Origin of the sequence: Priestia sp. J2, assembly GCF_020790095.1 — a bacterium.
Lineage (GTDB): Bacteria > Bacillota > Bacilli > Bacillales > Bacillaceae_H > Priestia > Priestia zanthoxyli.
The window spans coordinates 2,969,058-2,989,514 of record NZ_CP086208.1; the positions used below are offsets into that span (position 1 = coordinate 2,969,058).

The window sequence follows — 20,457 nt, forward strand, 5'->3', positions numbered from 1 at the left end:
TCCCTAAAATTATGCTACTCCTAGTGTAAACGAAAAAAACGAAAAAGGAAAAGCCTTCTTGCTAGCAGAAGACTTTATTTATTAAGCGTACGCAAGCCTAGCTTCTTGAATTTCATGAGTAAAACGTTTCGCTTCCCTTGTTACTTGAAGTAAGTATTCAGGAGTTGGAAGCTGCTTGCCATCTACTAATGTGCTTCCTGCTCCAATAGCAGCTGCTCCAGCTTTAATATAAGCTCCCGCATTCTCAGCCGTAACGCCGCCCGTTGGCATTAACGGAATATGAGGAAGCGGTCCTGCTATATTTTTAAAATAAGCGGGGCCTACTACGCTTGCCGGGAAGACTTTAATCATATCTGCGCCGCATTCATACGCTGTTAGTATTTCAGTAGGTGTAAAAGCGCCCGGAACGCTAATGACTCCGTATCTTTTAGCCGTTTTAATTGTTCGTTCGTTCACCGTAGGGGAAAAAATAAATGACGCTCCTGCCATAATGGCAATTCGTGCTGTTTCTTCGTCTAGAACAGTTCCTGCTCCAATAAACATTGAATCGTCAAATTCATTTTTCAATTCTTTAATAACCTCTACGGCAGCAGGGTTTTCCATTGTGATTTCTAGATTTGTTACTCCGCCTTCTTTTAACGCGTAGGCAAGCGGAATAATTCGCTCAGCGCTTGCTCCTCGAATGACCGCTACAATACCGCTACTTGTAATTTTCTCAATATGCATCTCAATTCTCCTTTTCTATCATTACATTAAGCCGTTGTTTCAACTGGCTTCACACTCTGAACTTCTCTTGGCTTTTTCGTTGCGACAATGGTTAAAACTGCCGCAAGGAATAATGATCCAGCCATAAAGATATAGGAAGCGCCAAACCCTCCTGTTGATCCATTTAAAAATCCTACAATATAAGAACCGGCAAATGAACCAAGTGCCCCCATGCTATTGATTAAAGCCATCGCTCCTCCGGCAACATTACGCGGTAAAATTTCAGGAATAATCGCAAAGAACGGTCCGTACGGAGCATACATCGTTCCTCCGGCGATAACGAGTAAAGTAAAAGAAAGCCAGAAGTTGCTTGTGCCAACTAAATAAGATCCGTAAAAGGCAAGAGCTCCTACTAATAAGAACGGCCATACAAATGCGCTTCGTTTTAAAAACTTATCTGATAGATATGAAACCGTTAACATTAGTACGACTGCTAATACGTAAGGAACGGACGCTAACCACCCTGTCTTCACTATACTCATGTTAGGCGCTGCTTTAATAATAGACGGCAGCCACATAACAAATCCGTAGACGCCAATACTCCATAAAGCATATTGAATGCTTAATAAAATGACAGTACGATTTTTGAAAGCTTCTTTATAGCCTTTAACAGGTTTGATTCCTTCTTGTTCTTTTTGCAGCGCATCGTGTAAATCTGCTTTTTCTTTTTTCGACAGCCAGCCTGCATCTTTTGGCTCGTCGTTTACTAGTTTCCACCATAAAAACGCCCAAATAACAGCTGGAAAACCTTCTAAAATAAACATCCATCTCCAGCCAAATGATTCTAGTAAATATCCAGAAACAATTGACATCCAAAGAACGGTTGCCGGGTTTCCTAAAATTAAGAACGTGTTGGCTCTAGAACGTTCTGCTTTTGTAAACCAGTGGCTTAAAAAAACGAGCATAGCGGGCATGACGGCACTTTCCACTACTCCTAAAGCAAATCGAATAACAAACAAAAATCCGACGTGGCTTACCATACCCGTAGCTGTAGCAAGTGCTCCCCATAAAATCAGAGACCAAAAAATCAGCTTTTTGGCGCTTTTATTTTCAGCATAGTGAGCGCCTGGAATTTGGAAAAAGAAATAACCTAAGAAAAAGAGCGATCCTAATAAAGACGAAATACCTGGCGTAATATGAAGATCTTCTGCCAGCCCTGCCGCTGCTCCAAACCCGTAGTTTGCACGGTCTAAATATGCAAGGCTATACGTAATAAATACGATAGGAATTAACCGAAGCCATCTTTTTTTTGCTAGCTGCTGTTTCATTATCACTTCACTCCTTGTTTTTGGGATTCCATATATTTTTGCAACTGCTGTTCAGTTGGATATCCGTCGTTATCTCCAGGGCTTTGTACAGCTAATGACCCAATAGCATTTGCTCTCATGACAGATTGAGTAAGAGAATCATGTTGAAGAAGTCCGCTTAACAGCCCTACTGCAAAGCCGTCTCCTGCACCGACTGTATCCACTATTTGTTTGACTTTTATTCCTTCAACCATTCCTTGCTCTTTAGCCGTCTTAAAAAAGGCTCCTTGTTCACCTAGTTTAATAACGACAAGCTCTACGCCTGCATCTAAATAGTAAGAAGCGATGTCTTCTGGGTTTTCGTATCCGGTTAAAATTTTCCCTTCTTCAATGCCTGGCAGAACGTAGTTTGCTTGTTTAGCAGCTTCGTTGATTGTAAAAATCATTTCCTCTTTTGATGTCCAAAGAGTCGGTCGCAGGTTCGGGTCAAAGGAAACCGTTCTTCCAGCTGCTTTCATCGAGGTAAGCGCGTGTAGAGCAAATTCACGCATGCTTGCTGACACAGCAAGCGGTATTCCTGTCATATGCATGTGTTTTGTCGCTAAAAAATAGTTTCGATTAAAATCGCGTGGGTGCAAGTGACTGGCTGCCGAATTTTTTCGGAAGTAACAAACTTCCGGATCTCCCACTTCCACTTTTGATTTAATTTGAAAGCCTGTTGAATGTTCGCTATCTACTAGTACACAATCGGTGTTGACCGACTCCTCTTGTAGCCGTTTCATAATAAACGTACCGAAAGGATCATTGCCGACTTTGCTCACCCACCCTGCGCGCAGACCGAGACGAGCGAGACCAATTGCTACATTTGTTTCTGCTCCGGCTAGCTCTTTTGTATAATGCTTAATCTCATACAGCGGTCCTGGTTGTTCTGCCATGAACATCGCCATTGCTTCTCCGAAGGTAATAACGTCTAATGAATTCATTGCACTTCCTCCTGTTCTGCTGCTTGCACCAATGAAATGAAGCGGGGGATTTGTTCCGGTTCATCGATTGGAAACTCTAAAGCTTTAAAAATCGAATGAGAAAACCCTTTCAAAATATCTTTCCACATTTCATTTGAATCGTTTGATATAGAGGTTGTTACTAGCTTTCCGCTATTTTTTATTACGTGTTTAATATGAATATAGCCTACAAAGGACCTTAGCTTTTTGATTGCTTCCTGGGGTCGTTCCTGTACATAAAGCCAGTTACCAATATCAAACGTCATGGAAACAGGAATTTCGTAAGCGTTATCAAAAAATGCGTGCAAAGATGCTATGTTGCCTCCATAACTGGTTTGATCGTTTTCCACAAATAGATGTAAAGCTGGAAATGCCTGCAATAGCTCCTGCAATTCCCCTATAGGTGATTGTGGCTGATAAAAACCAAGAGAAACTTTTACCCACTGAGCGCCAAGTGATACGGCTTCTTCAAGAATAGATTTTAATTCTTGTTTGTTTAACTCTCCACTTTCTTTCCACAGTTCGATTGGAGCCGAATATACTGTAAAAAGCGGATATCTTTTTAATTCTTCGGCAATAAGCTCAATCTCTTGATCTACTTTTTTCATTAACTCTCTTCGAATTTCCACTCCATGTACTTGCTGTTCATATATTCTCCCAATCATGGTGTGCTGAGAGTTTGTCGTTTCAAATGCATTTAAAGGAATAATGATATGATTCATAAATCGACCTACCTTTCTTATTATACTAGCTAACCACTTACTAAACCGGTTTAGTAAATCGATTTATCTAAATTATAAGACTATTGAAAGCGCTTTTCAAGCTTTTTTTATAAATTATAAAAAAAAAGAAACAACACGGCGTTATGCCGTGTTGTTTCTTAGTGATCTTCTGTGCTTTTTACTAAATTGCGATCTTGTTGATAAATATCATAGATTAAGAAACTAAAACCATAGTACAAGACCATGATTACAACTGACTTTGTCATGATAAATAAAGCGCCTAGCCCGATACCAACTAACAGCGTCTGGACACTCAAACGGTCACGCTGAAAAGCTAGCTGTGATAGGAAATAACCAATACCAATTAAAATAGCCAACACCCATGTATTTTGAATGGCTAATACATAGTGACTATATAAATAAAAGCTAGGAAAATAGACGGTGCTTTCTACGAAGCTGGAAATACCGCTGTATGCAAGCCACCACTTTTGCTCTCTTTCTGTTTTAGGAACGGTTGCCTCAATTGACGTGGGCATCTCCTGTTCCACAAAAACCGTTTCTCCATGATCTTTCATCCATTGGATCATAATGGAAATAATAATAAAACCTGCAAAGATTAAAAGCAGCAGATATTCAATCCACGCTGGATACGGAGCCGTCCGGTGAATCGTATCTAGATATACTCCCTGCAATCCTAACATAGAAAGTGGAACCGCATGGTATACCATCACCGCAATATAAAATAGTAAAATTAGCACATAAAAAAAGAACTGTTCTTTGTAGTAGCGAATTTTTTTGCCTTCTGAAGCAATTCGCTTAACAGTCACGCTCTCCAAGTACGGACGAATAATGCTTATGATAATAATAAGACACGTAAATACAATCATATAGTTATGTAATCACCTTTTCAACTTCATTATGTAACATTTTTTTCCATCCGTGAGAACAGGTGGTTAACAGCCTCTGTCCTTTCTTATAGTACCAAAAAACTAAACTTTTTGACAATCCTGATTTATCAATTAGGAAGATGAAATAAGCGTAGCTACATTAATACCGCTAATTGTGACCATAGGAGATCCCCCGCCTGGGTGAGTCGTTCCTCCTACAAAATATAAGTTTTTAACATCTTTTGAGACGTTGCTTGGACGAAGAAAACTATCCATTTTCCGATTTGAACTCACTCCATACAAAGCGCCTTTAAATGCACCAAAGGTTTGTTCAATTTCACATGGAGTAACAATTCGTTCATGTACAAGCGAGGGCTCAATATCTAAACCAAACTGAGAAAGCTTGCGATAGACAACCTCTCTGTAAGATTTCATTTTTTCTTGATTCGCTTCTTTTACAGCAGGGGCATTCACTAAAATAAATAAATTATCACCCGGAGCTACCGTGTTATCGGTATACGAAGAATTACAAACGTAAATGGTAGGGTCGGTTGGAAGCGTTTTTTGCTGAAATAGTTCATAGAATTCCTGCTTGTAATCCTGAGAAAAGTACACTTGATGATGAATCAGCTGAGAAAAGCGCTTTTTAACTGCTGCCATAATTACATAGGCTGATATGGAAGGCTCAAATTCAGCTGCTTTTTTGTTTTTAAAATGAGGTCTATCCTGCTCTTTTACGAGTGCCGGATAGGCATTTAGCAAGTCCCCGTTTACAATAACGATATCCGCGTCTATCTTTTCTTCTCCATTCACTTCCACTCCGACAGCCCGCTTACTTTTTACTACTATTTCAGTCACGCTGCAGTTTGTGTACAGCTTTCCGCCGGCTTTTTGGAACACATGCCCCAGCCCTTTTGCAATTCTAGTATTTCCTCCTTTTACATAGTACACCCCGTCATTCATTTCTAAGTGTCCAATCAGTGAAAAGGTAGCCGGCGATGTATAAGGTGAAGATCCAATATAGGTTGCGTATCGATTAAATGCATTTCGAATGTTTTCATTTCGAAAAAAGCGCTGATGAAACGTATCTACTGTTTCAAACGGCCTTACTTGCAGCAGTGCTTTTAATAGAGAAGGGTTTGTGTAATCTTTCCATGACGAAAATGTCCGGTAGAAAAATTGACTTTTTGCAATGTCATATATTCTTTTTACTTCTTTTAAATAGGCCGGGTATTGTTTAGCAGCAAAGGGGTCGAGACGTTCAAGCTGCTCAATCATTTTTCGTTCGTCGATAGACATGGAAAATTGTGAACCGTCGGTGAAGAAATTATTTGTATGATTCGTTAGTTTGACAAGAGGCATATAGTCTTCTGCACGTTCGCCCGCTTGCTCAAATAACCACTGAAAAACTTCTGGCATTGTAATGGTATTAGGCCCGAAATCAAAAGAATATTCTCCTAGCTGCACAGGCATCATTTTTCCGCCTACGTGCTCGTTTTTTTCAACGATTGTGACATCGAACCCTTTTGTTTGAAGAAGAACTCCTGCAGCTAATCCGCCTAATCCTGCCCCGACAATTAGTACTTTTTTCATTGATAATGTCTTCCTTTCCATTCATATCCCTGCTTTTTTCGTTCACGCTTCATAGAATGGTTCATCAGCAGCATCAGCACAATTGCGGATGCCGGCATAGTAAGAAACAAAAGCCCTTTTTGCTGAGCCGATTGGTCAATTAAAAACCGCTGTAAAAGCATGATGCAAAAAGGCATAATCCAAAGCATGTTGCCTGTAAGAATTCCTGCTATAAACAAAGGAAGCGGCAGCACATAGTAACAGGCAAAAAAAACGCTCAGTATCCAAACTGCTTTAGCGGATCGGCCTAGACCAACAAAGATATTTTTAGCAAACCCATTCCATACTTCTTCAGTTGTTTCATACATATAACAGCTAACGTGAGACGTAATATTGGCTAAAATAACGCGCTGTTTCTTTTTCTTAAAAAGCTGAGCTAGATGCACATCTTCTACTAGTGAAGTTTTAACAGCTTCATGTCCTCCTGCGATCTCATAAGCTTCTTTTTTTATAAACATAAAAGCACCGTGAGCTGCTGAAGCTTTGCTCACCTTGTTACGGTTCGCTACCACAACCGGTAAATAGCTAAAAACAACAACATGCTGAAGCGGAACAACCAATGCTTCTAACCACGTTTTTACGGGAAAACGTGGAAACCCTGTTAAAAGAGCGGCTTTTGTCGCTTGTGCGGTGGCTAAAGTATGTTCTAGCGTGCGTTCTTTGAGCTGTACATCGGCATCTACAAACAATAAATAGTCTCCATTTGCAGCTTGCGACAGCTGGTGACAGGCATGAACTTTTCCTACCCACCCTTCTTTCAGCTCTTTTCCTTCTATGATGGTAAACCTTGAATCTCCGTGAATTTCTTTCAAAAGCTTTGTTCGTGTTTCATCTGTGGACTGATCGTCTAGTATGACACATTCTAGATTGCTGTACGTTAATCCTTTAACAGAAGAAATGATTCGCTTTACATTTCGTTCTTCGTTTCGCATTGGAATCAAAATAGAAATGAGAGGCTGAGGTGTTTTTGAATTCAACTTGTATCTATTTAATTTAGGCATTGCTTGAATATTTACAATGGTCAGAAGCAGCATCAAAATAAATAAAAGCATATAGTAAATCATTCTTTCACCTTCGCTTTCCACCACGTTAACCACTCGCTAAGCGTCTTTCGTCCTTTTAATAAAACCGTAAATTCCTCATCGTTTTCTTGAATGATTTTTTGTTTTTGATGATCGAGCTGAGCAGTGACTGCACCGGCTAGCGTTTTGGTTATATCTTCTCTTGCATTGGCTAAGTCGTAAAAAACAGCTTGCCCTACCCAGATAAAAAGCTCCGGTCGCTGATCATGGCGAAACGTATAATAATATGTAATGGGAATAACTTCAACGTCAGATTGCTTTTTTAGAAGAAAAGCAGGTCCTTCAGAAAAAGCTAACGGTCTTTTCTCAAGATGCTCTTCTTTTCCTTGAGGAAAAACAAGCACCGCTTTTTTATCTGCTAACAGCCTACTGGCAAACCTTAACGATTCCATCGTATGCTTCGGAGACGCTGCATTTACTGAAAAAGCCCCGATTCGTTGAAAAAAAGGAAAATCCTTCATTCCTTGTTCAGACATCATAGCGTATAGATCTGTTTTTAATACTGCGTTATTTAAATAAAATGTCACTAAACCGTCCCACCAGCTGGAATGATTAGCAATTAATAAAATTTTTTTATCTTTTGGGAGCTCTTCTATATGTAAATGAATACGATAAAACTGTTTTTTGAGCTGATATGTGACAAACAGTTGAAAAAAGCGCTCAAATAGTGAGTTTTTCTTCGGATAAATCATAAGCGAGTCTCCTTTTTATACACAATATAAAGAATAAGAAAAGGAATCATCGTCAGCCATACCACAAGCCACAGGCCATTTACTAATGCTACAATTACAAACATCATGACGACTGCACTATACAAAAACACCATTCTTCTTTCCCATACCGGCTCTTCTTCTTTAGGAACCTTAGCTAAAAAGAAATATACGACCAGCTGAATGAAGAAAGACAGTAAAAACCAGCCGGAGAAATTGGATAAAGGAATATTATAATAAAAGCTGTCCCCTTCCCACACCCAATATTGTTTAACAATATAGGCAACGGGATCAATAGCCAAATCCATAATAACAGCAAATAGCGAACTAATGACCGCATAGGCAATTCCATGGACAATAAACGGCAGCTCCATGCGCTTCATAATTCCGAGAGCTAATATTCTGCTTGTGATTACGACCATAAACCAAGCCGATCCAATGGTCAGAGGAACTCCTAAAATTTTGGCGCCAAAATCTTTTTCATAATCGTAGGATCCAAACAAAAACCCATGTTTAACACCTAGACTTTCGACATAAATAGATGCGCCTGTCACAAATACGGCAACGACCAGTGCCCGCCTTACTCCATAGGCTTTAGCTAGATAAATAAGAGCAAGAAGACTGCTCAAGTGTAAAAAAACAGCATTTGCCCATTCTAACCATGAAGGCAGCAAATCAAATGAAAGCAAAACGACTCCGCATACGTACCAAATAAGAAAAAAACGATAAATACCATTTGTGATCATCGATTCACCTTCTCTCCAGCTTCTTTTTATCAAATTGCTATTATATAAGCTTGTATACATTCTCTCCATTTTCAATGTGCTCTTTTCTATGAGTAGAACACACTCTCTTAAGATTATGTGAAAATAGCCACTGTTAGTACGTTCCCTAAATAAGAGACTTTATTACTTATTTATAAACAAAAATAAAATAAACGTCCATTAAAATCTACGGATGTATAGATTGAAATGACGTTTATTTTTTCTTATGTATATACACTTCTAATAGCTTTTTGGCAATGAGTCCAATAACCAGTCCCGGTACAACAGACAGCATAGGGAGCCAAATTGGGCCTATAAAAACACCGTTGATGGTTGTCACTGAGGAATACATAATGCCTACTGTAACAAAATAAGCACAGGAGACAAAAGGAATAAATGTAAATCTCGATGCGCCGTTTTCTGCTTCTTTAACAGCATCCCAAATTGCAAAAAAATATAAACATGGATAAAACATTAACCACTGCATGTTCATTACCTCGAGGGATTGCTTTGTTTCCCCTAAAAAGCTTAAGCGAATGCCTTCATTAAAATTTGCGCCCATATTAATGAGAAATTCAAGTACAATAAACAAAATTCCTTTTATATGTTTTTTGTTTAGTAATTGTCCAAAGCCTGGCAACGCAATGCTCCATAAAAGAGCTTCTAGTCTAGTCACGTTCTATCCCAACATTTTGGCGTATAAAAGAACTCCACAGCATGATATCAGTAGAAATTTTGTCCATAGTTATCAACCTCACAATAATTTACTTATAGTTTTTGTAAATGTAAAATTTTTATACTACATCTCCTTTAATATTTGTAACTTATTGTAAATTGATAAATGTTTTAGCTATTCAACCAGACATTTTCGTTTAGAATTTTCTGTTTATTAAAACAAAAGCGTGCGATATACTAGTTTTATACGTACGAAAGGATGAGAAAGCTGACATGGAAACAAGTTTTTTTTCAATTTTAATACTAGGATTTTTTTTAGGAATCAAGCATGCTCTAGAACCAGATCACATTATCGCTGTATCAACCATTGCTTCAAAAAGTAAAAAGCTGTGGCGCTCTTCGCTTGCAGGAGTATACTGGGGGATTGGTCATACGCTTACGCTGTTTATTTTTGGCATGATTTTAATAGTGTTAAAAAGCAGTATTTCTGAACGTATGAGCATGTCACTTGAATTTTTAGTGGGCATTATGCTCGTTTATCTCGGTTTTACATCGTTTCTGTCTTACAAAAAACAAGTGCATACGCATCACGAAAAAACGTCTTACTTAAAGTCATTAGGCATTGGCTTTGTTCATGGACTGGCCGGAAGCGCAGCGATGGTTGTAGTAACGATGAGCACCGTTACTCACGTATGGCAAGGTGCGCTGTACATTATCATTTTTGGAATCGGCACTTGTCTTGGCATGCTGTTATTTACGACGGTTATTGGAATTCCATTCGTTACAACTAAAAAGCAAGTGACGTTAAACCGCTGGTTGATGCAGGTAACAGGTGCTGTCAGCATTATATTTGGCCTCTATTATATGTATAATTTAGGTGTAAGCGACGGATTATTTAGTCTGTGGTTCTAACAGAGCATAAAACATAATGAAAATAATTCAATCTAAAGACGAATAAGTAGGATAAATGATCTGGACTGCTTGTTCCACAGCTGTTGATTTCTGTGCAAGACTTCGCTTTGTCCTCTAATCAACGGCTAGAACGAACTACATACAGGAAACCTACGTTCACCCTACCAATAAAAAATCCGAACGAATTTGATTCTCTATCAAGAGTTCAGCTCGTTCGGATTTTTCTTTAACTACTATACTTTTGTACAGGCACTTTAATACTTACGCAAAAGTGATACTTCAGCTTTTAATAACTCCTGCCGGAACAATCCGTATACTTTGACGATTATCTCTTCCACTTCTTGTGTACTAGCAGCTAGTATTCGAATAGCACATCCGGAAATCGGAAGTGCGGAAGCTCCTGCTTTACAGCCTGCCTCTTCGCACAGCTGATGTACTTTCGCTATAAATGCGTCGTCGGCGTTTGGATGAACAATAATAATCGATCCAAAATGAGTATACCCTTCCATTTTCATCATGCCGCGCAGATGGTTTTCTGGCTTCAAGTATAAGTGATCGTATACCTTCAGCTGCTTTTTTACATACAGTTTCAGCTTGGAACGCATAGAGGTATATTGAAACAGCTGCCCATCCGGCGACCACCCCGGGGTGATGCTGTCACACATAAACAAAGCAGCGTTTTCTGCCATATGAACCGTTATTTCTTGGACAAATGCAGCATTTTCATACAAAATAAGCGGGTCTGGTATATATTCCATGATGGATTGTTCTTCAAGGGTTATGCACGTTTCTTGTAAAACAGCTGCGTTCGGTGTTTTGTACACCTTTGTCGCAGATTGAGTAGTAGCAGTCAGCTGAGCATTTTTCTCGACCGTTATCATCGTTTTGTATTTGTCTCCACTCACGTATCCCCCGCCTACGTGAAGCATATAAACAAAAGGTGATTCAGGAGTCATGTAAATAGGTCTGGCAACTTTGAAAGCCCCGTAATGATAAGTATCTTTAATAACCGTTCGCTCACTGTTTCTTTCTGCACGAAGCTCTAAATAACCCGTGTAGCTCATGATTCAAGGCCGATTAAAAAGGCCTCTTTTTTGATCCATTCTATCACTTGATTGAGCCCTTTATCTTCTTTTAAATTGGTGAAAACAAAAGGCTTGTGCCCTCTCGCTTGGATTGTATCTTTTTCCATTACTTCTAAACTCGCTCCTACATATGGGGCTAAATCTGTTTTGTTGATAATGAATAAATCAGATTTAATCATTCCTTGACCGCCTTTACGCGGGATTTTTTCTCCTTGTGCTACATCGATGATATAAATTGAAAAATCAACGAGCTCTGGGCTAAACGTTGCGGCTAAATTATCTCCTCCGCTTTCTACAAAAATAAGTTCAACATCGGGGTGACGTTCCACTAACTCATCAATTGCAGCAAAGTTCATGGATGCATCTTCTCGAATAGCTGTATGAGGACATCCTCCTGTTTCTACTCCTACGATACGATTTTCTGGCAAAATACTGTTTTTTACTAGAAACTGTGCATCTTCTTTTGTATAAATATCGTTTGTAATGACTGCCATACTGAGCTGCCCTTCTAGCGCACGCGTTAATCGTTCTACTAACATTGTTTTTCCTGCACCAACAGGTCCACCAATTCCAATTTTAATTGCATCCATTTTTTATGCCTTCATCATTCGAAGGCCTTCCCTCCTTTTTTATGACATGAACAATCGAACATGCAGTTGTTCATGCTGCATTTGAGCAATTTCTAACCCTGGTGTCACGGCACCAAATTCCTCTTGATCTGCTTGCAAAATATGCTGAAGCGCTTGCTGCAGCAGCGGCTGAAAAAGAACGAGCGTTTTTTGCCCATCGGTTTGGCCGATTGGTATGCCGCGAACAGCATTTTGAATTAATGAAGAGATGCTAGCGTACAAATGACTTAAAATTGCCTCTTCTTTTGTAATGTTTAACTGCAGGCTGGCTAATGCAAATACAACAGCAGGATGTCCGTACGCCTTCTTTGCTTTTACTTCACTCATATACTTTTCTAAATAAGAGCCTTGAAATAACTCTAAGCAAAGCTTTAACATGCGCTGGCCCACCCGTCTTGTCCCTTCTCTTGTTTCTTTTGACAAAGCAAGAGCGTATAGTTCATGATCAATTCTCATAATTTCGTTAAACTGGTCACGAACAGCATACTCATAAGCCAGCCTGCATGCTAAGCCGTCCGTATACGTCAGCTGAACATCAAGGTATGTACGAAGCGCTTCTTGAAAGGTTTCTGTGTCGTAAATTTGATTTCGCTGAATATACGTTTCAAAACCAAACGAATGCGAAAATGCACCCGATGGGAAATTTGAATCACATAGTTGAATCAGCGAAAGCAATGAATTAGTCATGACTATGTCCGATATGCTTAAAAGCTTGTTTTACTTTTCTTTTTTCGCGCTTATAGGGAATGTTGAGCTGCTGAAGCAATTCTTCGACTAAATAATCGTACTGTACAAGCATGTCTCCACCTTCAAACTGCGCCGGCAAATGGCGGTTCCCAAGCTGATGAGCAATTTCTCCCATCTGCTGAATATCAATCGGCTGAATGGTCAAAATATCGTCTGCCAGAACTTGCACAACAATCATATTGCTTTCATCCATAAATAGTACATCGCCATCAACTAACTCGCGGTTTTCTTTCAGACGAATTCCGAGTTCCTTACCGTGATCTGTTACAACGCGCTGAACGCGTTTTACTAAGTGATCACTTTCGATATATACCTTTTCTATATGTGGAGCTCGTTTTTCTAATGTTGCTATATTTCCGATAATTTTTTCGATTACCATTTTTTCACCTCAAAATAAAAAGTATCGCTGCGCCATAGGCACAACTTCTGCCGCTTCACATGTAATCATTTGTCCATCTATTTTTACTTCGTACGTTTGGGGATCAACTTCAATCTTAGGCATTTCTCCATTTAACTTCATATCTGTTTTTTTTAACTGACGAATATCTTTTACTGGTTTAAGCAGCTTTTGTAACCCTAGTTTTTCGCCCACTTTGTTCTCATACGCTGCTTTTGACACAAACGTAACGGAGGTTTTAGCTCTTGCTTTTCCATAAGAAGCAAACATCGGACGATATAAGACCGGCTGTGGGGTTGGAATTGAAGCGTTAGGGTCTCCCATTAAGCTGTGAGCAATTAAACCGCCTTTTACAATCAAGTCAGGCTTTATTCCAAAAAACGCTGGCTCCCATAGGACTAAGTCAGCTATTTTCCCTGTTTCTACCGATCCTACGTATTCGGAAATTCCATGAGCGATAGCTGGATTAATCGTATATTTAGCTACATAGCGTTTGACACGTGCGTTATCGCCGACTTCGCTGTCACCATCAATTTTTCCTCGCTGCTTTTTCATCTTATCAGCTGTTTGCCACGTTCGTGTAATCACTTCTCCTACACGTCCCATTGCTTGAGAATCTGAAGAAATCATACTGAATACACCTAAATCGTGTAAAATATCTTCAGCTGCAATCGTTTCTTTGCGAATGCGGGAATCAGCAAAAGCGATGTCTTCTGGTACAGCAGGATCAAGATGATGACATACCATGAGCATATCTAAATGCTCTTCAAGCGTGTTGACCGTATAGGGTCTTGTTGGATTAGTTGATGATGGAAGCACGTTTGGAAAGCTTGCCATTTCCATAATATCAGGTGCATGCCCGCCTCCAGCTCCTTCAGTATGGTAGGTATGAATGACTCGATCACCAATTGCTGCAATCGTATCTTCAACAAAGCCGCCTTCATTTAAAGTATCTGTATGAATCGCAATTTGAACATCGTACTCGTCTGCTACTTGCAGGCTTGTGTCGATGGCAGATGCCGTGGTTCCCCAGTCTTCGTGAAGCTTTAGTCCAATTGCTCCTGCTTTAATTTGTTCAATTAAAGGCTCTTTCGCACTTGCATTTCCTTTTCCTAAAAAGCCAATATTCATCGGAAATGCTTCAGCGGCTTCAAGCATTCGTTCGATATGCCACGCTCCGGGTGTACAAGTGGTAGCCTTTGTTCCTGTAGCAGGTCCTGTTCCTCCTCCAATCATCGTTGTCACGCCAGAGGCAAGGGCGGTTTCAATTTGCTGCGGACAAATGAAATGAATATGCGCATCAATACCGCCCGCGGTTACAATTTTCCCTTCAGCTGCAATTACTTCCGTACTCGCACCAATGATGATGTCTACTTCATCCATCAACAGCGGATTACCCGCTTTTCCAATAGTTTGAATGAGTCCATCTTTTATTCCAATATCTGCTTTATATATGCCTGTATAATCAACGATAATGGCATTTGTCAACACTAAGTCCGCTGCTTCACTTCGCGTTGCAAGAGGATGCTGCCCCATTCCGTCACGAATCACTTTTCCTCCGCCAAACTTTACTTCATCTCCGTAGGTTGTGAAATCTTTTTCAATTTCAATAAATAGCTCTGTGTCTGCTAAACGAACAGCATCTCCAACGGTTGGTCCAAACATATCTGCATACTGACGTCGCGACATTTGAAAACTCATCTTATGCATCTTCCTTTCTATCAGAAAGCGATCTGTTTGTTTTATTGTTCAGACCGTAAATTTCTCTTGTTCCGGAAAAAGCAACCAGCTCTACTTCTTTTGCATCACCTGGCTCAAAGCGAACGGCTGTACCGGCTGGAATATTTAAATGATAGCCAAGCGCAGCTTCGCGGGGGAATTCGAGCGCGGCATTCACTTCAAAAAAATGAAAATGTGAACCTACTTGAACGGGGCGGTCGCCTCTATTGATTACAGTCACGCTAATCGATTGCTTTCTGTTATTACATGTGATGGGTTCTTTTTTTAAGACGTATTCCCCTGGAATCATATTTTTCCCTCCTCTTAACGAATTGGATCGTGAACAGTGACGAGCTTGGTTCCGTCTGGAAAGGTAGCTTCTACTTGAATATCATGAATCATTTCAGGAATACCTTCCATTACATCTTCTCGTTTTAAAATCTTGGTACCTTCTCGCATTAGCTGTGCTACCGTCTTGCCATCGCGAGCTCCTTCCATAATTTCATATGTAATGATCGCTACTGCCTCGGGATAGTTAAGTTTTAATCCTCTTGTCTGACGGCGTCTTGCTAAGTCTGCAGCTACGACAATCATTAATTTTTCTTGTTCTCTCGACGTAAGTTTCAATGAAAGCTTCCTTTCTGCTAATCTATTTTCTTGTTAACATCAAATGTGATATTTTCTAACACAAATACACAACTAATTATATTAAATTTTCTGATAAAAAACAAAGGATTTATATCTTTCGATAAAAAAAGATGAGCATATTTGCTCACCTTTTACTCTTCTGAAATCACTTGTGTTTTCCATTTCTGCAGGTGTTTCCAACCTAGACCTTCAGCTAGCTGACGTTTTGCATAGTCTACTCCTTCTTCAATAGAAGTTTCATAGCCAAATAAATAATAGCGCAAGCCGGCGTTTAATACTACTTGATTATAGACATAAGTCAGTTCGGAAGAAGATTCACCCTCCAAAATGCGCGTCACATATGCCGCTTGTTTTTCAACACTTATTTTCTTTTCAAAGTGTTCTTCTTCCACAAACAGTCCGTATTCTTTTGGATTGACAATAAACGACTCCATCTCTCCTTCTGAGATAGTAAAAACAAAGCTGCTTCTATGTACAGGTACATCTTCAGATCCTTCTATACCTTGCACCACGTATACATGTTTAAACGGGAGCGAAGCAAAAATGGGCACAATTTTGTTAATGGCCGTGCGGTGAAAAGCGCCCATCATTAAAGAAGAAGCATTTGATAAATTTAATAGTTTTTCAACCGTATTAATTAGTGTTCTTACGCCAATTTCATGACGAATTTGTTTGATGCGACTAAGAGGATAAGAGATTGTTTCAGCATTTACAAAGCCAATTTTTAATGTTTCTAACGTATGACCGATGTCTTCAATCGTTTGAGCTTGAGGGATCTGTAATGAATGAAGTACATCTTCAATCGTTGTTCCAAACTTTGGAGGAAGCGCTTCTGTACAGTGTAAAAAAGCTGGCACACCTCTTTCAGCTAATAAAATCGATACAGGAATGGTCGCAAAAAATGAATTTCTCCCTGCATAAGGGCTTGCAAAATCAATTGATTTATCTTTTAACGGCTGAGACAGCGGTATCTCTTTTGTTTTTTCGCGAAAAGCATGAACGAATCCCAATAGTTCATCTGCATTTTCGGTTTTAATGCGTTCCGCAATAAAAAAAGCAGCGACCTGAGCATCCGTAGCTTGTCCAGAAGCGATTAAGCGAGCTGCTTCTTTTGCTTGTTCATACGTTAAGTCAGTTGATCCTCTTTTTCCGCGCGCTATTTCTTTGATAAATTGTTGCATATCGTACACTTCCTTTTTAACTGAATATTTGTACATTGTATCACATATTTCCTTTGCTCCTTAGATTATCTTCTATCAGGTACGCAAACTGCTAAAAAATATGAAATTAAAGGAAAAGTACTAGTTCTTTTATAACCTAATATAGTATAATCTATCTGCTATACTATTATTTGGATATTTGGGGGACTTTACAAATGAAAAAAGAGAAACTACTTGTACCATTTATAGCAGCATCCGTTTTAGTAGGAGCATCGGTGACAACGCCTGTTTTTAGCCACTCTGCTTATGCTGCTTCTTCTGTGAGCGTTTATCAAAAAGACGTTAATTCGCTAGCAGATTATTACGCACCATTTTATAAAACCGTAGAAAAAAAGCTAAAAGAAATTGAAGGAATAAAAGATGACGAAAAAGCGTTAGCGGCATATGATCAGCTTGCGGATCAAATTGACCAGTTTCTAACAAAGACTGATAAAAATTACGCGATGAATCATCTTAATTCAGAAGCTGATCAGCTTCAAGGGTATTTATATGACAGCTTAATTGCTCTTTACAATTACATTGTAGATCTTGAAGACTATGCGTATGGAGATGTAAGTGACGCGGAATTTAATAAGATCTCTGCAAATTTTGAAAAAGAAATCAACGCATACAATACGCAATTTCAGCAAAAAGCGAAGAGCTATAAAACGAAGCGAAAAGTAACGTTTAGCGCAAATATGAGTTATTTGCTTGATGAAGATATTCAACCTTCACCAACAGCTCCATCTACACCGGCTGATAACAATGGCACCTACACGGTGAAAAAGGGAGACACGCTGACAGCAGTCGCTAAAAAGTACGGCATGACGGTAGCTGAATTAAAAAAATTAAACAATTTAAAAACAGATGCGCTAAAAGTTGGACAAGTGCTGAAAGTGAAAAGTACAAGCGCACCTGCGCCGGCTCCAGCACCCCAAACTTCTGTTAGTGCAAAACAGCAGCAAATCGTATCGTATGCCAAAACGCTAATTGGAAAGCCATATAAATATGGAGGAACGACACCAAAAGGTTTTGATGTATCAGGGTACACACAGTATGTATATAAAAACGCGGGTTCAACTATTTCTATCCCCCGTACAGTAGCAGATCAGTATAAAAGCGGAACGGACGTAAAGCAAAACAGTCTGCAGGCTGGAGATTTAGTTTTCTTTAAAAACGGCAAATCCGTTTCAGTCGTAGGAATTTACCTAGACAAACAAGAATTCATTTATGTCAGCAGCAAAGGCGTTAAAACGCAATCACTTTCAACAGCGTACTGGAAAAACAGCTATGCGGGCGCAAAGCGTATTATAAAGTAAAAAGAGGTGCCTTATGGCACCTCTTTTGTTTTACTAGCTATGTATTTCTATACTAGACTAGCAATTTTATAAAGAACTTCTTAGTTCATAACCGTGATTTTAACAGATTTTCTTCCGAACTGTTGAGCATCACCTTCAGAAGGAACGAATACATCGATTCGATTGCCTTTAATTGCTCCACCTGTATCGGCAGCTACAGCTTCACCATAGCCTTCTACATAAACTTTCGAACCTAACGGAATAACACTAGGATCAACAGCGATTACTTTTTGGTTTGGATTTGCTTTTAAATCCACTCCTGTAGCAGTTGTACCGCTACATCCAGCACAATTAGCCGTATAGGCAGTTGCTTCAACTGTCATTGATTTGCCGCTGGCTTGTTGTGACGATTCAGCAGGTTGTTGTTGTTTTTGAGCTTGTTCAGCTTGAGCTTGCTGCTGCTCTTTTTGAGCTTGTTCAGCTTGAGCTTGCTGCTGCTCTTTTTGAGCTTGTTCAGCCTGAGCTTGCTGCTGCTCTTTTTGAGCTTGTTCAGCTTGAGCTTGCTGCTGTTCTTTTTGAGCTTGTTCAGCTTGAGCTTGCTGCTGCTCTTTTTGAGCTTGTTCAGCTTGAGCTTGCTGCTGTTCTTCTTGAGTTTGTTCAGCCGGCGCTTGAGCTTGCTGAGTTTCTGGAGCAGCTTGGGCTACTGAAGGGCTTGATTGCTGAGCTTGGCCGTTTGGAGACTGAATTTTTAGTTGTTCGCCAGGATAAATTAAATCTGACTTCAGTCCGTTCCATTCTTTAATTTGATCTACCGTCACGCCGTATTGCTGACTGATGGACCATAATGTATTTCCTTGCTGAACTTTGTGCGTCATTTCTTTTATAGTAGCTACGTTTAATTCTTGATTTGGATAAATAATATTAGATGTTAAGTTATTTGCATCTTTTAGCTCGTCTACGCTCACGCTGTGCTTTTGAGCGACTTTCCATAACGTATCACCTTTTTCTACGTGATACGTTCCGCTTGTAGAAGCAGAAGCTGCACCTACAAATCCCGCTGAAAGGATTGCTGTTGTTCCTAGAGTAAATATAAATTTTTTCATTACGAATACCTCCTTATTTACTCAATGATTGAATGATATCATCCTCACATTTCACAGCCGTTACAGAGCCATGCTACTTTTATTACAAAACTTAACAAAAAGGAACGTTTAAACGTAATATTTCTGATAATTTGGCTATATGATGAAACGTTTCTACTTTTTACTGCTTTTTATTGTTGTTTTAACCAAAATAGTTAAATTTCTCTATCATTGCTGGCTATGCCTCTTCTTTTTTATTGACCATTTAACGGGTATATTAAGTTTTTTTCGTAACAAAAAAGAGGTTGGAAATGAATCCAGTCAACTGCTAGAAGGAACTACATAAATGAAACCTATGTTCACCATAACAAAAAAAGCGAACCGCTCATCAAAGATTCTGATGAGCGGTTCGCTTTTCAATTCGGCTAAACTACTTTTGTCCCAGCCTTTTTATTTCTTATTAAATCCTTGCTTTTCAACAAATTCTTTCATGTACATACGCTTAGGATTGGAAAGCATTTCAGCCATTTGACCAGTCCATGTGTCTTGGCGTTTGCCATTTGTTCGTTCGTTGTAATAAGCAGAAATTTCTTCGTTATACGTCGTTAATTCTTTTTTCGTCTGCTCATGGTTTGGCTCATATGTTTCTTCATGATACACATGTTTAAATGGTAAGCGCGGCTTTTTATCCGTCATACCCGCTGGATGTCCAACCGTTAGACCAAATAACGGGATTACATGATGAGGCAGTTTTAACAATTTGCTTACTTCTTCTAATTCGTTACGCAAACCGCCAATATAACAAGCTCCAAGTCCCATTGATTCAGCAGCAAGCGTTGCATTTTGCGCAGCAAGGGCAACGTCAATAATAGCTACCATGAACTGCTCTGTGCTTTCGAGCGCTGTCGATAAATCTTTTTTCTCCATTTCTGCAATGACATCATGACGATGAAAGTCAGCGCAAAATACAAAGAAGTGTCCATTTGTTTCTACGTAAGGCTGATTTCCTGCTAATTGGGCAAGCTTTCGCTTCGTTTCTTTATCTTTTACTCCAATAATGGAGTACGCTTGAATATAGCTTGATGTGGAAGCTGCCTGTGCGCTTTCTACAATCGTCTGAATTTGCTCTTCCGACAATGGTTTGTCTTCATATTTGCGAATAGAACGATGATTTAAAATCGTTTCAATAACTGAGTTCATATTGTAATCTCCTTTTACTTCATTTAACCTTCTACAGATGTTATATCTACAGTTAG

The 20,457-nt window shown here is 39.4% G+C and carries 22 protein-coding genes; 2 read left to right on the top strand and 20 right to left on the bottom strand.

What is annotated here, in order from left to right; all coding sequences use genetic code 11:
- Positions 1 to 81 precede the first annotated feature (81 nt).
- From LJY09_RS15035 to LJY09_RS15080, 10 genes are all read right to left on the bottom strand, one after another.
- Complete coding sequence (locus LJY09_RS15035) at positions 82 to 726, bottom strand: bifunctional 4-hydroxy-2-oxoglutarate aldolase/2-dehydro-3-deoxy-phosphogluconate aldolase (RefSeq protein WP_014459503.1); 645 nt, start codon at positions 724 to 726, stop codon at positions 82 to 84.
- Positions 727 to 752: 26 nt separating this feature from the next.
- Entirely contained in the window at positions 753 to 2,033 is a 1,281-nt protein-coding gene (locus LJY09_RS15040; protein ID WP_013083743.1) for an MFS transporter, read from the bottom strand.
- 2 nt (positions 2,034 to 2,035) lie between these two features.
- Positions 2,036 to 2,995, bottom strand: a complete 960-nt coding sequence (locus LJY09_RS15045; protein WP_028412831.1) for a sugar kinase — start codon at positions 2,993 to 2,995, stop codon at positions 2,036 to 2,038.
- Positions 2,992 to 3,735, bottom strand: coding sequence for a sugar phosphate isomerase/epimerase family protein (locus LJY09_RS15050; RefSeq protein WP_098113315.1), 744 nt, complete (start codon positions 3,733 to 3,735; stop codon positions 2,992 to 2,994). Before LJY09_RS15050 ends, LJY09_RS15045 begins: the two co-directional genes overlap by 4 nt.
- 158 nt (positions 3,736 to 3,893) lie before the next feature.
- On the bottom strand, positions 3,894 to 4,622 hold the full coding sequence (locus tag LJY09_RS15055; RefSeq protein WP_028412829.1) for a hypothetical protein: 729 nt from the start codon (positions 4,620 to 4,622) through the stop codon (positions 3,894 to 3,896).
- A gap of 132 nt (positions 4,623 to 4,754) precedes the next feature.
- Entirely contained in the window at positions 4,755 to 6,215 is a 1,461-nt protein-coding gene (locus LJY09_RS15060; RefSeq protein WP_028412828.1) for a phytoene desaturase family protein, read from the bottom strand.
- A complete protein-coding gene (locus LJY09_RS15065) occupies positions 6,212 to 7,318 on the bottom strand; it encodes a glycosyltransferase family 2 protein (protein ID WP_028412827.1) in 1,107 nt (368 codons plus the stop codon). Before LJY09_RS15065 ends, LJY09_RS15060 begins: the two co-directional genes overlap by 4 nt.
- A complete protein-coding gene (locus LJY09_RS15070; protein WP_099000315.1) occupies positions 7,315 to 8,028 on the bottom strand; it encodes a lysophospholipid acyltransferase family protein in 714 nt (237 codons plus the stop codon). Before LJY09_RS15070 ends, LJY09_RS15065 begins: the two co-directional genes overlap by 4 nt.
- Positions 8,025 to 8,792, bottom strand: a complete 768-nt coding sequence (locus LJY09_RS15075; protein ID WP_028412825.1) for a carotenoid biosynthesis protein — start codon at positions 8,790 to 8,792, stop codon at positions 8,025 to 8,027. Before LJY09_RS15075 ends, LJY09_RS15070 begins: the two co-directional genes overlap by 4 nt.
- Positions 8,793 to 9,024: 232 nt before the next feature.
- The gene (locus tag LJY09_RS15080; protein ID WP_033579442.1) at positions 9,025 to 9,486 is read right to left on the bottom strand and encodes a hypothetical protein; all 462 of its coding nucleotides are present in this window, start codon (positions 9,484 to 9,486) and stop codon (positions 9,025 to 9,027) included.
- 272 nt (positions 9,487 to 9,758) lie between these two features.
- On the opposite strand from LJY09_RS15080, the gene LJY09_RS15085 reads away from it, so the two are divergent.
- A complete protein-coding gene (locus LJY09_RS15085) occupies positions 9,759 to 10,397 on the top strand; it encodes a HoxN/HupN/NixA family nickel/cobalt transporter (protein ID WP_098113312.1) in 639 nt (212 codons plus the stop codon).
- A 254-nt stretch (positions 10,398 to 10,651) separates the two neighbouring features.
- Here LJY09_RS15085 and LJY09_RS15090 read toward each other — a convergent pair whose 3' ends face one another.
- The 8 genes from LJY09_RS15090 to LJY09_RS15125 form a co-directional block, all read right to left on the bottom strand.
- Complete coding sequence (locus LJY09_RS15090; protein WP_098113311.1) at positions 10,652 to 11,461, bottom strand: urease accessory protein UreD; 810 nt, start codon at positions 11,459 to 11,461, stop codon at positions 10,652 to 10,654.
- On the bottom strand, positions 11,458 to 12,072 hold the full coding sequence (ureG, locus tag LJY09_RS15095; protein WP_028412821.1) for an urease accessory protein UreG: 615 nt from the start codon (positions 12,070 to 12,072) through the stop codon (positions 11,458 to 11,460). Before ureG ends, LJY09_RS15090 begins: the two co-directional genes overlap by 4 nt.
- A 39-nt stretch (positions 12,073 to 12,111) precedes the next feature.
- Positions 12,112 to 12,798, bottom strand: a complete 687-nt coding sequence (locus tag LJY09_RS15100; protein WP_028412820.1) for an urease accessory protein UreF — start codon at positions 12,796 to 12,798, stop codon at positions 12,112 to 12,114.
- Complete coding sequence (gene ureE / locus LJY09_RS15105; RefSeq protein ID WP_028412819.1) at positions 12,791 to 13,237, bottom strand: urease accessory protein UreE; 447 nt, start codon at positions 13,235 to 13,237, stop codon at positions 12,791 to 12,793. The genes LJY09_RS15100 and ureE overlap by 8 nt, the downstream gene beginning before the upstream one ends.
- A gap of 9 nt (positions 13,238 to 13,246) precedes the next feature.
- The gene (ureC, locus tag LJY09_RS15110) at positions 13,247 to 14,956 is read right to left on the bottom strand and encodes an urease subunit alpha (RefSeq protein ID WP_028412818.1); all 1,710 of its coding nucleotides are present in this window, start codon (positions 14,954 to 14,956) and stop codon (positions 13,247 to 13,249) included.
- 1 nt (position 14,957) lies between these two features.
- On the bottom strand, positions 14,958 to 15,284 hold the full coding sequence (locus LJY09_RS15115; protein ID WP_028412817.1) for an urease subunit beta: 327 nt from the start codon (positions 15,282 to 15,284) through the stop codon (positions 14,958 to 14,960).
- Positions 15,285 to 15,298: 14 nt separating this feature from the next.
- A complete protein-coding gene (locus tag LJY09_RS15120) occupies positions 15,299 to 15,601 on the bottom strand; it encodes an urease subunit gamma (RefSeq protein WP_013057659.1) in 303 nt (100 codons plus the stop codon).
- Positions 15,602 to 15,753: 152 nt separating this feature from the next.
- Positions 15,754 to 16,803, bottom strand: coding sequence for an anthranilate phosphoribosyltransferase (locus LJY09_RS15125; protein WP_028412816.1), 1,050 nt, complete (start codon positions 16,801 to 16,803; stop codon positions 15,754 to 15,756).
- 194 nt (positions 16,804 to 16,997) lie between these two features.
- On the opposite strand from LJY09_RS15125, the gene LJY09_RS15130 reads away from it, so the two are divergent.
- Positions 16,998 to 18,140 (top strand): C40 family peptidase, encoded by a 1,143-nt coding sequence (locus tag LJY09_RS15130; protein ID WP_028412815.1) that lies wholly within the window; start codon positions 16,998 to 17,000, stop codon positions 18,138 to 18,140.
- Between the two features lie 80 nt (positions 18,141 to 18,220).
- On the opposite strand, the gene LJY09_RS15135 is transcribed toward LJY09_RS15130, so the two are convergent.
- The gene (locus LJY09_RS15135; protein WP_028412814.1) at positions 18,221 to 19,222 is read right to left on the bottom strand and encodes a 3D domain-containing protein; all 1,002 of its coding nucleotides are present in this window, start codon (positions 19,220 to 19,222) and stop codon (positions 18,221 to 18,223) included.
- A gap of 429 nt (positions 19,223 to 19,651) precedes the next feature.
- Positions 19,652 to 20,401, bottom strand: a complete 750-nt coding sequence (gene nfsA / locus LJY09_RS15140) for an oxygen-insensitive NADPH nitroreductase (RefSeq protein ID WP_028412813.1) — start codon at positions 20,399 to 20,401, stop codon at positions 19,652 to 19,654.
- Between the last annotated feature and the right edge of the window lie 56 nt (positions 20,402 to 20,457).